We start from the raw sequence: 14,056 nt of genomic DNA on the forward strand, positions 1-14,056 counted from the left end.
CATATAAAAGGAGCAATAAAATTTACAATTTTTCTCGGAATTTAGTTGGGCTCAACCCATAAGTCTTTTTGAATTGTATGGAAAAATACTTGTAATCATTGTAACCAACCTTGCTTGCAATTTCATAAACCTTCAGATCAATTCTACTTAAAAGTTCTTTAGCTTTTTCAAGACGAACCTTCCTTAAGTAATCAGTATAGTTTTCTCCTGTAATACTCTTAAATAAAAAGCTTAAATATGCTGACGAAACAAAAACATGTTTGCTGATTATTTCTAATGAAATATCCTCAAAGTAGTTGTTGTTTATAAAATCCTTAACAGTTTGAATAATTTTTCTGTGAGTTTTCTGATCTGTTTGTTTAAAACTTTTGATATCTTCAGCCAAATTTAATAAAACATTTAGTAAATACTCTTTTATTTCTTCAATTGTTCCAGTTTTTTTGATACAATCTTCAAAATCTGATGTAAATATCTCCGATTCACCTATTTGTTTTTGTAGTTCTGAAAGATTTGCTGCAATCAGAAAGCAAAGTACATAAGCATAATTTTGTATTAATGTACAACTAAGCTTTGCTCTTAAAAACTTATTAAATAAAGCTTCAACAAGTTCCCTCGCTTTTTCTGTATTCCCGCAGGTAATCTCTACAATTATTGAATTGGCTTCAGATGGGTATTCTTTAATCCAATGTTTTTCAAAAGAGATTGTGTCTTCCTGGCTCTGATCAAAGATGAAAAAATCCCTGCAGTAGTCATAGGACCTCCCCTTAAGTGCTTTATTTGCTTGCATATAGGACTTTGAAACATGATTAATATCAGGATATGATAATCCCAATCCTGCAGCTATTATAATGTTTTCATCTATAAAAATCGTTTTTTTGATATTAGAGCACGATTGATTTAATATTAATTTGGCTTTATTGCATAATTCTGATGTTATTTCGTAAGTTTTAAAATTAAAAACAACTATAAGCTCACCTAAACCTTTTGCGATAACAATACCACAGTTTTCTATATCCAATAACTCTTGTATGATCTTTGTACAAGCAAACATAATGCGCTTAGCATCGTTTCCCCATTTTTTTAAGAGGTTTATCATTGACCCCTCTATTTTTATAACAGCAACGGTAAAATTTTCTCCTGTTAAATCCAGCTCAAGATATTCCATTCTTTCATATGTGTTTTGAATAGATGGAATGTCTCCATTTAATAGGCTGAATATAAAATCAGCCCTTAAATTAATCAAACCTTCATTCATTTTGCCGAGCAAAAGTACCATGTCGTGATTCTTTTCTTTTTCTTTATCCAATTCAGTTTTCAATCTAACAAATGTATCAATAAATTTTGTTTTATCTGTTGGTTTAAGTAAATAATCAAATGCATGAACCTTTAAGGCAGCCTTAGCATATTCAAAATCAGCATATCCGCTCAATATAATTATCTTAATGCCCTTATATCTTCCTTCAATGATTCTCGAAAGTTCAAGCCCATCCATTACAGGCATCTTGACGTCCGTCAAAACTACATCTGGGGTGTTCCTCTCAATCATCTCAAGCGCATCACTACCATTAACAGCTTCACCGATAACTTCATACCCCAAGCTATTCCAGTCAATACTTTTTACTATGCCCTTTCTTATCAGGACTTCATCTTCAACCACTAACAACTTATACATTTCAATCGTTACCCCCAATGTTCGTATTTCTATGATTGTTAATGTCATTTTCATCAACAATCACAGGAATACTTATGACTACGCTTGTCCCTTTTCCTAATTGACTGGATATATTTACTCCATACTCATTTCCAAAATATAGTTTTATCCTCTGGTCTACATTTTTAACTCCTACACTTTTAGACAGCGACCTGTCAAAATTATTAAAATAATTAATTTTCAATTTTTCCAATTCTTCAACTGACATCCCAGCTCCATTGTCACTAACTTGGAATACAATAGTGTTTCCAAGTTTAAATGCTTCAATGGTTATCATTCCATCCTTTTCCATGCTTTCAATTCCATGAAGAATTGCATTTTCAATAATTGGTTGAAGTATTAGCTTGATAGTTTTATACTTCAAAATGCCTTCATCAATTTCCCACTCAACAGCCAATCGGTCACTGAACCTTAATTTCTGAAGGTATATATAATTTTTTACATTATTGATTTCGTCTTCAATAGTCATGTATTCCAAACCTTTATTTATGCTTGTCCTGAAAAACTTACCTAACGCTGTAATCATTTCGCTTATTTCGTTCTCACCTTTTAACTGGGCCATCCAGAATATTGACTCAAGCGTATTGTAAAGGAAATGGGGATTTATCTGCTGCTGCAATGCATTTAATTCCGCTTCTTTTTTAAGGAATTCCAGTTCTTTCTCCTTCAATTGGGAGTGATAAACGTCATCAATCAATTTCCTGAGCTTATAAATCATATCATTAAACCCCGCTGAAAGCATTGCATGCTCATCATGGATCTCTCCCCATTCTGCTTGAACAATTGCCGTCAAGTCTCCTTTACCGACTTTTTCCATAGTCAACGTAAGGTTTTTAATAGGCAATGAAATACTTTTAGTTACAATTAAAGATATGAAGAAAGCAAATAAAAAACAAACTATGACTATAAAAAGGGTCATGATGCCATTATTAACAGTGCTTTGTAATAAGAAAGAATAAGGGACTACACTGATGACCCTCCAGTTATTCTTAGGCAGTACATCATAAGCAACTAGCATAACTCCTTCATCTGTGCTTATCTTGAATATACTTTCAGAATCGTGGCCTGATTTTTTAATGTCCTCATTATAATTTATTCTGTCAAGTATTTTTTTATCAAAAGTCTGCAACACCTTGTTTACGTTTGGGTGTGATATTATCCTTCCATCCTGGTCCGTAATTACAACGTACATGTTTTTACCTTTTGTAATTTGCTCACATATTTGATCCAAATAGTCCCTTTTTATTGCCATAAGAGTAAAGCCTGTTACATCCTTTTCAAATTGTATCTTCATTTTCTTTGCAAGAATTATATATATCTCTTCATCGTCATCTATCTCTTTCTTTGAAACCTTCCATATGATCTTAGGGCTGTCATAGGCCTCGGTAATCAAGTTGCTTTCAAATACACTGCCCTTTGTAATTGGAAAAGTGTAATAAAACCTGTCCCCATCCCTTGAACGAATCTCTATTGAATCTATACCTTCATCATTCCCAACAATTGATGCAAGTGTATACTTTATCCTATTGGATATCTCTATCTGTCTGTAATCCTTTAATCCTTTATAATTATAGATATCCGCCAATATTGAACTATTTAGTGCGATACGTTCAAATTTATCAATATAGTTGTCAAAGCGATAACTAATATTGTTGACTATCTGAGTTGAAATATTATGCGAGTATTCTCTTGCCTTCGCTTCCATATCCATGTATGTATTTATAAATGATAATACTGCTACAATTAAAATTGGAACCAAAGATAGCGTCAAAAAGGTCATAATCAGCCTTGTCCTGATTTTTATTTTCCTCAATGCTCTCTGAATATTTAAGAATTTTTTTATTCTGTTTAGTAAACTATTCATTAATTTTCCCTTCAAATATGAAAAATTTCAAAAAAATCAATTATCATTTATCATATTTTATCATAAATAAACTGCCTATTAGCTCTTCTAATTAAATATTCTATTTTTTGTTTTTAGAAACTAAGTATCCAAGAATGTGGATCTATATAGGATTGAGTTCCAATGCTTGCAATCGCAATCAATATATGATACATTTACCAAATGATTCAAACCATATACTCCTTTCATATTTAAAATAAGAATACTTGAATATCACACATAAATACCGTCTTTTGTCTATGCACTAAGGACCAATAACAAGCTTCAGGATTCTGCCTATCTTTTAACATTTAACCAAATCACGTAGTAGAACAGTAAAAAAAGCGCAGGACTTCGTTAATCGAAGACACCTGCGCTTTTCTATGCCTAATATAGGTACCAAATACCCATGAACTTATCTTAACTTTCGTTACTTCGCCACCCCTTTTACCACGGGAATATGGGTTCTCCTTGATTAAATGTGAGCTCCCCAGCCTGAGTTAAAATTTCGATTTGCGAATGGGCCTGTGCCTTTTCGAGTAAAGTCTCACTAATTACGATCTCCTCTAGCTCCAGAGTGTTTTTAATCCACACGATTCGATGTTTCCCGCGATCTACCCCGTTACAGGCTTTGACTACAATCCGTAGAGCGTCCTCTTTATTGCCCGCAACCATTGGAATCTTGACTGGTAAAACCTCCGTACTGGTAAAAGAATTGGTATAAGTCGCAATGAAATCTATGTTATCAAATAAGTTTTGTGTAACTACATCGACTACCCCAACTCCATTAGCATTACCATGGGTTTCTTCAGATAAGCTAAATATGGCGCTTTTTTGAAACCTTGGACCGTCATTACAATACTTGGTAATATATAGGCCCGTAACATTAGGATCTTGGCCTTCCCCACTAATGTTTTTTCCAATTTCTTCAATCACTAACACGTCAAACTCGGGAAACAGCAGCCGTCCCATAATCCTTTTACTTTCTTCCAGCAAGGCCATCTCCTTTTCCATGGCTAGAATATCCGCGCGTGAAAGTACCTCAATTTTATAAGTTTGTTCATAAGCATTTTCAACAATTCCTAGAGCAAATAATACCTTAGTGTTTTCAACAATCATTTGAGCACCCTTGGGAATCAATTCAGCAAAACGCCCAAAGCCTTGGTGATGTAAGGAGTCCGCTCCAATTTGTTTACCCAGTCCAATCGTTAACATCTTCGCCACGCCACTCTCAATGGGGCCCCTGAAGGCGGTATGGGCTTTCACACGAGTAATCACGACGATACCATCCGCTTGAAGGGCACTTTGGGCTACGTAGATAGGAAGTCCTGGTTCAAGTTCTCCGATACTTGCCACCTCCATGGAGGCGTCGACCGGGACTCCCATACTTTCCGGGGTAATCCCGTACGATGCTAAAACCCCCGCTTGTCCGGAAGCCGTTGCCCCCCCATGGCTCCCCATCGTTGGAATAATAAATGGTTTAGCTCCTGCTGCGATCAATTCATCCACAAGTGTCTTGGTTATTTCCTTGATATTAGCTATTCCCCTGCTTCCCACCCCAATGGCAATGGTTTTCCCTTGGAGATCAGTCAAGTGAGGTACTAGTTGAGTCTTTACTTCTTCGGGAACGTTGTCAATCCGCTCTTGCTTAAAGTGCTGTTTAACCTTGACGAACCTTGGCAGAGGAATATCGGCAAACAGTTTCAAATCTAAAGATTCCATCACTCTTCCCCCTTATTTGAGAACACCTAAGTTCTAATAAAAGTTTCATTTCCCGAACTTCTTCTTCAGTTGGCAGTCGAAAGGGAGGCTTGATTCCACCAAAAAGGAAATGCCCAGCTTTGTAATCGTTTCCTAGAAGCTGTTTGTGAAACTTCGGGCATTAACCCCAAAGACATTCCTCCGGTCCCGCTATAAGTTGTCCGCTTCCTCTTGATTAGCTGCAAGCGCAGTCAACACTTGGTTTTTCTTGGGTTGAGTTTATTTATGTTATCCCTATGGATATATTTTAGATTATATATCTTGCAACAAGTGCATCTATTTCATTTTCATTATTCAGGGTCAGCTCAACGTCATTATATAATTCCCATTCCTCGGTATGTTCAACAGTCGCTCCAGGTTTAAGAAGTTTCAGTGGTGATAATGATTCCATTTCAAGCATATAATCGATAGTATAAGTTTCATATGAAACCCCATTATCTGGGTATATGGCATCATTGAAATGCTTATAACGCTTAATAAAGAGATTGCGTTCGTTCAGGTAGGCAGCCCAGCCATCTTCATTGGATATTCCAAGCTTGAAGTCCTCCTTATTATTTCTATCTTGTTGCAGGGTCACATACCTGTTGCCCCAGTTCACGCGCGGATCAGCCATCTTTGTATAGGCCCAGATAGTCATAAATCTGGCTCCTTTTGCCCCATCCGAAAAGTGTGATTTTTTCGTTGCAAACGGCAGGATTTCCTTTCCTCCGGGCGCCATAACCGACGCAGCCCAGGCAGCGAGTTCAACATCCCAAGCATTCCTATTGGTTATCCTATGTAAAATTTTAACCTTGCTCTCTTCTGGTGAAAGAACAATCTCAATCTCCTTTTCTATTTGAACCCATGGTTGCACCTTGCTTTTCAGCCTGATGCCGTTTTCAACTTTACACCAGTCTACTGCAGAGTTGTCCGGGTAATAAGTGCGTGGAAATGCTTCCGGACTGCTCCAAAGTCTGTGTCCACCCATTAATCTCCATTTTTCACCGTCAATTTCCAGCTCTAACTTTGAATCATCACAGAAAACATTCTTATCTCCAGTAAAACCGTACCTTATTATTCTGGGCCCGGCTTCCACGGTCACAACTAAATCCACTTTACCATTGGATATTTCTACGCATTTTCCGTAATTTTTATAGCATATTTCCTTAATTTGTACTGTAGACATAAATTAAACTACCTCTTTCTCACTTATTGTAAATCAATAATTAATTTTAACCTCCGACGATCACAGGCACTATTAAAATACAATCACCCTGTTTAATAGTTTCACCATTCTTTTTTAGCATAGCGTAATTGGCACCATTTATTAAAACCGTATACAATAATGGTTTTTCAGCCCTGCTTTCAATTACCTGCTTCAGCGAAGATATTGCCTTGTCAATATCGTTATCCAATTCCATATCCATTTTCTTGACACCAACCTCCTTGGAAATAGTGCCAAGAAACTCAACTTTTACCTTAACCATAGCCATTTCTCCCAATTACCTTATTTCGCTGTTTGTCCAACCAATCCCCAACTCATGCAGTTTACCTTCAGTAGGTATACCGGTGTTTCTATCCCATCCCATCATTTCATAATATAACGAAATAGATTCCAAGAATTCTTCCTTGTTCAGTCTGGCCCCTTTCAAGGCGCCTCCTTCCAATCCCTCAAACAACCTGTCAGGCACTGTAGTGTCATCTTCTACTTTAAGGCTGTGTTTGACATTGAAACACCGTGTCATCGTAGTTGCCCTTTCTGCAGTTTTGAATAATTCCCAAAGGCTGGTTTCCCATCCCGTAACGGCATTGACTATATCAACCAGCTGTGTTAATTTCATTGTCCTGACAGGAGCAGTTATAAACATGCACAAGTCAAGCACGTTGTGCAAACTGAAATTATGCTGGAGGTATGTAAAAAGTCTTACCTTTTCAGGTCCTAAGGAAAGGCTTTCAACAGGTTCCAAAAGTCCTAGGGGATATATTCCCTTCATAAAGTAATTTGTGTCATCGGCCGCATGGCTGTATCCTGTTAGAGCCGGATCAAAGGCTCCGTCATGTTCTGCCTGCAGGTGGTCTGCACCTGTCGGTGATACTGCGTATGCCAAGCCTAGTCCGTATTTTGCTCTTGGTTCAGCCATTGCAAATTCCTGACCCTTGGTCTGCATGGCATATTTGATAGCTCCTTTGCCTATCTTTTCTGCCGCTCTCTTACTTCCTTCAGCGAGTATATCCCCAAACCCATCCCTCGATGCTATCATTTCCAATATTTTCAGCATGCCTTCAGCATTGCCGAATTTCAGTTCTATCCCACCTGTATCTTCCTTGGTAATTAATCCGTTTTCAAAGCATTCCATGGCAAATGCTATTGCAACACCTGCGGAAACAGTATCCAAACCATATTTGTTGCACAATTCGTGTGCCTTGGATGGAGAGAACATATCATTTACACCGCACGTAGAACCAAATGCAGCTAATGTCTCATATTCAGGTCCGCCATACCTTGGGTCTATGTTGTAAGGCTTTTCAGCTTTAAACACCTGTTTGCACCTTATGGGACATGCATAACAGCCTTCCGTCTTGATTTTAAGAGTATCATGCAGCTCATCTATAGTGAATTCAAGTTCATCAAAGTGTCCGGATCTGAAATTCCTTGTTGGGAGCGAACCAGCATCATTCGCTCCAAAATAGTAGCCACTTGTGCCAATTCTTGTATGAGAACTGTTATCGGCATTTGATCTGAACTTTTCTGAAAATTCCTTTGATATTTGCTTGAGCTTCTCTTCATCTTTAAAATTAAGCTTATTGGTCCCCCTTACTACCACTGCTTTCAGGTTCTTGGAACCCATTACCGCACCCAAACCCGTCCTTCCGTGATAGTGGGTTACATCGCTTGCTATTCCTGCAAACCTAACAAGGTTTTCTCCTCCCTTACCGATGATTAAGGTTCTAACCTTCCGATCACCCAACTCTTCAACCAGTATATCCTTCGTGTCAGCAGTATCCATGCCCCACAAATGAGAGGCATCCTTTAATTCAACCTTACCGTCGTTTATCCAGATATATACTGGAGCAGACGATTTACCCTCCACAATAATTCCTTCAAAGCCTGCAAACTTTAATTCCGGTCCCCAAAATCCTCCCGCCTCAGATTCTCCGAAAAAGTTTGTGAGCGGCGATTTGGCTCCGACTGAGTGTCTTCCGAATCCTGGTACGGGCGCACCGGTTACCACACTTGTGGCAAAAACAAGTTTATTTTCCTCACTAAATGCATCTATACCTTCGGGTATTTCCTTCAAAAGATAGTATGCAACTATACCCCTACCACCTAGATATCTTCTGAAAAAGTTTACACCTGGTTCTTCTACCGTTATATTTTTTTCTGTAAGATTAACCCTCAATATTTTCCCGTTATATCCATACGCCATATAAATTATCCCCCTTTATCTAGAAAATTTGGACACCGATTTATCAAAACATGCAACTGCTTGCTGTGTTATTGACATTATGCTTTGCATCCTCTCAAGAGTCCTGTCCTTAAATACCCTAATATTTATAAGCGCTTGATTTGTGCTTTACAGCTTGGTCGAAACTGGTTCCAGTGATAGCACAATATCGTTAAATGCTCTATTGATTTCCTAGATGGCTAACGGCACCTGCTCGTTGGCAAGCACGGACTGTTTTGTATATGCCAACATGGTTTTTGAATCTGACGTCAGATCCTTTGCTGCAGCCTCTACATTGCCAATTAGGCCTTTTAAGTTCAGTATCATCTTATTTACACTTATTTCAAGCTTTCATTACTGATATAAGCAGAACCCTTCAAATTCGAATACTTAAGTATTTTTTTTGGAAAGGCCCCCTGCTAGAGGTGCCTTTCCAATGTAAGAATGAAAATATTTGAAATCATTTAAACTCATATTTTATGGAGCACTAAAATATTTATCTTTCCATTCACCCATTAGTTTTTTAGTCATTTCAGTAATACCCTGTTCATAGTTTGCACTATTATCCTTGTTGATAAAGAAGGAACCAGAGTCAATAATGGCTGGAGCATCGCTCTTCCATTTGTATCCATCAGCTAGAAGCTTAAAGGAATATAAACCGATGTATGCTTGTCCATAAGGATTTTGGGACATTGTTCCGAGCATGAATCCATCTTTTATTGCGTCAATTACTATTTTATCTGTATCGATTCCTACAGCTTTAATATTCTTTTCGTTGAGCTGACGAAGCTGTGTTGCAACTGTTACTGAAGGAATGTATGCTGTACAAATTATACCGTTAATCTGTGACTTCTTTGCTGCAAGCAAGCTGCTTACTGCGTTCTGTGCTGGTTCTGCCACGTCAATGTCAGTTATTGTCTGAAGAAGCTTCACATCAGGGGCTTCTTCAACCGCTTTCTTAACTGCATCCATACGCTTTTTGGTGTTTGTATCGGTGAGCTGTCCTGTCAAATGAACGAGATTTCCTTTCTTACCCATTGCCTCTATAGCGCGTTTGGCTCCCTGGTATGCCGATTCGGAAACATCGGTTGCCAAAGTGAATTTTGCCTTGGATGGTTGTGCAGGTGCTCCCGCAAGTGCTATAACAAACACATTGTTGTCAACCATTTTGCTTATTTCTTCATTTCCAGCAACAGGGTCTGAAGGCATAAGTGCAATTCCCTTATATCCTTTTGCTACCAAACCGTCAAGAACTACGTTCTGTTCGTTCTGGTTCCAGTGCTGTGGTGCCTGTACTTCCACTGCTGGTATTCCAAAGTCTTTTGCAGCGTCTTTTGCACCTTGTGCCCACGGATCAAAATATGGATGTACCGCGCCTTTTACCAATGCAAACTTGTATTTGTCAGGTGAGGCCGTTTCCTTCTTTTGTTCTTCTGCCGAATTTTTTGCAGGATCAGTCGTCTTAACTTGGCCGCACCCTACAACCATAACTATTGCAGTGACCAATAGCAGCACCAGAGAAATTGCCCATAACAGCTTACCATTTTTTTTCATAGTCTTTTCCTCCCTTTAAATTTTTTCACCCTTCATTAAAATCAATTTAATAATTTAAGAAATCTACCTCCTTTCAAAATTTTTATATTTTGCTGAAAATATGATCCATTATGTTCCTACTCATAGGATCATAATCCTTGCAGTTTTGAAGTTCTCCGCATATCTGGCCGTTCTTGAATACCAATATCCGGTCTACCAGTTGTACTATCTCGGGCATGTCCGAACTTATCACTATGATGGATATCCCTTCATATGCCAGGTTGGATATTAAGTCATGTATCTCCGATTTTGTCTTGATATCTATCCCTACTGTCGGTTCATCAAATATCAATATCTCGGGTTTGACAGAAAGTCCTTTGGCGATACACACCTTCTGCTTGTTACCCCCGCTCAGGTTCGCTACCAACTGCTCTATACTCGGTGTTCTTATCTCCAGCTTTTGTTTGTAATACTCCGCTACCTTTTTTTCTTCTTCAAGGTCTAGCATAAAAAAACGGTTGCATATCTTCTTCCACATTGAGGCTGCGACGTTCCGTGTGATGGAGTGAGATAAAAACAGCCCTTCTTCCTGCCGGTTCTCAGTTACATACACCATTCTTGCTTTCTTGATCGCTTCGGCTACACTGCGTATTTTTACCATCTTCCCATTTAACAGCACTTCTCCTGCTATGGATGCCTCTGCACCTATCAACGCCTTGGCAAGTTCTGTCCTTCCAGCTCCTACCAAACCGTACCACCCAAGTATTTCTCCCTTGTACAGCTTGAACGAGTTTTTCATAGGACTCTTTTTGCTGCTCAGGTCATTTACCTCCAGCACTGCTTCTTTGCGTAAATTCCTTATCTCAAGCTTCTTGATGTTCTGTGTACGTCCTACCATCATTTCTATCAACTTGCTCCGGTCCAGTTCCTTGATTGTCTTTTCCGGACCTGCATTCTGCCCGTCCCTCAGAACTGTTACCATATCGGCAATTTGGAATACTTCCTCCAGTTTGTGGCTTACATACAGGAACGATACCCCTTGCTTCTTCAATTGTCGAATTATCGCCAGCAGTGCGTCTGCTTCCTTCAGCGACAGTGAAGCTGTCGGTTCGTCAAGTAATATTATCTTTGCCCGTGAGGACAGCGCTTTGGCTATTTCTATCATTTGCTTCTGTCCGGCACTTAAGTTTTCCACGCGCTGCCTTGGGGATATGTCCAGACCTACCATATTCATGAATTCTTGCGCTTCCTGAAATATCTTTTCTCTGTCGATGAGGGATATAGCTTTCTCTGATATCTTCTCCAACAGTATGTTCTCTGCGACCGAAAATGTTGGTACCAGGTTTCTTTCTTGGTGTACTACATTTATTCCTTTGAAAAACGCTTCCCTCGGGTTGTTGAAGTGAACCTGTTCCCCAAATACACTTACTGTTCCTTCATCTTGAGCGTGTACACCCGATAGTATCCTTATCAAGGTGCTTTTCCCTGCACCATTTTCTCCCATAAGTGCATGGACTTCGCCCTCTCTCATTTTTAACGACACGTTGCTTAATGCTTTTACTCCCGGGAAGATTTTTGTTATATTTTTTAGTTCAAGCGCTATCCTTTCTTCATTCATCTTTATTTCTTCAATATTCACTTTTTCTCACCCCCATCCGTTCAGCATTTATAGTACGTATCCGGTCTATTGCAACTGCTGCTAATATTATCAGGCCCTGTATAAGATTCATCCAATAGACATCTATGTTAAGATGGACCATTCCGTTGGATATCAGTACCAGCACAATCGCTCCAAGCACCGTGCCTGTTGCGTTGATTTTACCGCCTGCCAGCCGCGTTCCACCTATTAGAGGCGCCGCAAATGAGAACAGCATCCAATCTGAACCGACATCGGGTTGTGCAGAGCCAAGCCTTGCCACAAGAAGCACCGCTGCTATCCCTGCAACCAACCCTGATAAAAGGTGTGATATGACCGTTATCCGCCCTACCAGTATACCGCTCAATTCTGCCGCCTTGACGTTTCCCCCTACCGCCAGTATCTGTCTACCAAGGCTTGTATACTTGAATCCCATCCCAAATATCACTATGACTATCAGCATTACCCATAACAGTATAGGTATTGATAAGATGCTCCCACTGCCTATGTACTTGAATGTTTCAGGCAGGTTGTAAAATGGTGTTGCTTTTGTTATTCCAAGGTTCAATCCCGTAAAGACGCTTGCAGTAGCAAGTGTAGTCAGGAATGAAGATACTCCTGATGAGCCCGACTTTGCTATTATCAATCCATTTATTACCCCGCATAGCATTCCGGTTGCCAAACCTACCACGATTGCTATTACTACCGGGAACCCCAACACATCCATCATGCCACCGGTGACAATACCCACCAGTCCTCCTATGGCACCAACCGATACGTTCATTCCTCCCCCCGCCAGGATTATCATCTGTGATAATCCCACTAGTGCAGTTATGGAAACGATTTTTGCTATTACATTGAAGTTTGCCTGGGAAAAGAAATCTGGTTTCATTACCCAAAGAATTACCATGAGTAGTATTATTACTCCTCCAACACTAAAGTTGCTTGATCTTTTTATGTTTTCTAAAAGCATTTTATTTTTAGATGGAGCTTTCGTTAATGTGCTCATCTCTCATTATCTTCCTTGTAAGATAAACCGTTTTCTGTCATGTTTAGGGTTATCTTTGCTGGTTCAAGATGATTGACCTCAGCCACCTTCGGTTTATATCTTCTTTTGCATAACAAATGAGAGACGCAATCTGTCAACTTGAAATGCCGCCAGCAGCATAACTCCAAGGAAAGCCTGGAACCAGTTGGAGTTTATATTCAAAAGTACTAACCCGTTTATCATGATACTCATCAACATGGCACCCAGTATCGCTCCCGACACTGAAACCTTACCACCCGACAATATTGTGGCTCCAAGTACAGGAGCTGCAAAGGATACCAGCATCCAGTCCTGGCCTACCGATAGCTGTGCAGAACCTAGTCGTGCCACCTGCAGTATGCCAGCCATTCCTGCCAGCAGCCCACTAATTGAATGAGCTGTAAGTATAATTCCCGAAGTTTTTATACCTGAGAAATATGCAGCTCTCTCGCTCGCACCTGTTGCCAGTATCTGCCTCCCTATAGGCAACCGGTACATGAACACGCTTAATATCACTGCAACTCCTAAGGTTATCAAAAACAATATAGGCACATGGAACACACTCGCTTTACCTATCGCCCTAAATCCAGCAGGCAGGTTGGAATACATCTCACTTTTGGTTGCTACTGTAGCAATTCCAAGATATATGCTTGCCAGTGACAATGTTATGATGAAGGGGTTTATCCCCGTTTTTACAATTAGCAAGCCCTGTATGTATCCCAATATCATCCCGATCAATGCCCCAATTATAAGCGCCAATAACACTGGAATCGCATACTTTTCCATTAATGCTGCGGTAAACATGCCTGTAACTCCTGCCATGGAGCCAAGTGCGAGATTGAATTGCCCTATGGAAAGAACCATAAGTTGTGAAAATCCTACTATGGCAGTTATAGCTATTGTTCTTCCTAATGAATCAAGGTTAAATGCTGAAGTGAATCCTTCAGTTACCATAGTAAGCAGTATACTTATCACAAATACTGCGATTGTAACACTTGCTATGTCTTTTTTAATCAAATCATTAATTAATTTTCGACCCATACTCTACTCCTCCAAATTCAAATACATTATTAATTTATCT

The 14,056-nt window shown here is 39.4% G+C and carries 11 protein-coding genes; all 11 read right to left on the reverse strand.

The genetic code is table 11. From position 1 onward, the window contains the following. Positions 1 to 22 precede the first annotated feature (22 nt). The gene (locus tag JL57_RS23680) at positions 23 to 1,672 is read right to left on the reverse strand and encodes a response regulator (protein WP_034144392.1); all 1,650 of its coding nucleotides are present in this window, start codon (positions 1,670 to 1,672) and stop codon (positions 23 to 25) included. Position 1,673: 1 nt separating this feature from the next. Further along, positions 1,674 to 3,575 carry a sensor histidine kinase gene (locus JL57_RS23685; RefSeq protein ID WP_034144393.1) on the reverse strand — a complete coding sequence of 634 codons (1,902 nt, stop codon included), beginning with the start codon at positions 3,573 to 3,575 and terminating at the stop codon, positions 1,674 to 1,676. Positions 3,576 to 4,040: 465 nt separating this feature from the next. Further along, positions 4,041 to 5,315 (reverse strand): iron-sulfur cluster-binding protein, encoded by a 1,275-nt coding sequence (locus JL57_RS23690; protein WP_034144394.1) that lies wholly within the window; start codon positions 5,313 to 5,315, stop codon positions 4,041 to 4,043. Positions 5,316 to 5,601: 286 nt separating this feature from the next. After that, complete coding sequence (locus tag JL57_RS23695) at positions 5,602 to 6,519, reverse strand: hypothetical protein (RefSeq protein WP_034144395.1); 918 nt, start codon at positions 6,517 to 6,519, stop codon at positions 5,602 to 5,604. A gap of 46 nt (positions 6,520 to 6,565) precedes the next feature. Then, on the reverse strand, positions 6,566 to 6,820 hold the full coding sequence (locus tag JL57_RS23700) for a hypothetical protein (RefSeq protein WP_034144396.1): 255 nt from the start codon (positions 6,818 to 6,820) through the stop codon (positions 6,566 to 6,568). A gap of 15 nt (positions 6,821 to 6,835) precedes the next feature. Next, a complete protein-coding gene (locus JL57_RS23705) occupies positions 6,836 to 8,761 on the reverse strand; it encodes an aldehyde ferredoxin oxidoreductase family protein (RefSeq protein WP_034144397.1) in 1,926 nt (641 codons plus the stop codon). 210 nt (positions 8,762 to 8,971) lie between these two features. After that, positions 8,972 to 9,106 carry a hypothetical protein gene (locus JL57_RS35355; RefSeq protein WP_291300486.1) on the reverse strand — a complete coding sequence of 45 codons (135 nt, stop codon included), beginning with the start codon at positions 9,104 to 9,106 and terminating at the stop codon, positions 8,972 to 8,974. 150 nt (positions 9,107 to 9,256) lie between these two features. After that, on the reverse strand, positions 9,257 to 10,333 hold the full coding sequence (locus JL57_RS23710) for a sugar ABC transporter substrate-binding protein (RefSeq protein WP_291300487.1): 1,077 nt from the start codon (positions 10,331 to 10,333) through the stop codon (positions 9,257 to 9,259). An 82-nt stretch (positions 10,334 to 10,415) separates the two neighbouring features. Continuing rightward, complete coding sequence (locus tag JL57_RS23715) at positions 10,416 to 11,951, reverse strand: sugar ABC transporter ATP-binding protein (RefSeq protein WP_291300488.1); 1,536 nt, start codon at positions 11,949 to 11,951, stop codon at positions 10,416 to 10,418. Next, positions 11,941 to 12,957, reverse strand: coding sequence for an ABC transporter permease (locus JL57_RS23720; RefSeq protein WP_034144398.1), 1,017 nt, complete (start codon positions 12,955 to 12,957; stop codon positions 11,941 to 11,943). The genes JL57_RS23715 and JL57_RS23720 overlap by 11 nt, the downstream gene beginning before the upstream one ends. Positions 12,958 to 13,050: 93 nt before the next feature. Continuing rightward, complete coding sequence (locus JL57_RS23725; RefSeq protein WP_291300489.1) at positions 13,051 to 14,016, reverse strand: ABC transporter permease; 966 nt, start codon at positions 14,014 to 14,016, stop codon at positions 13,051 to 13,053. Between the last annotated feature and the right edge of the window lie 40 nt (positions 14,017 to 14,056).

It is taken from the genome of Desulfosporosinus sp. BICA1-9, assembly GCF_000802135.1.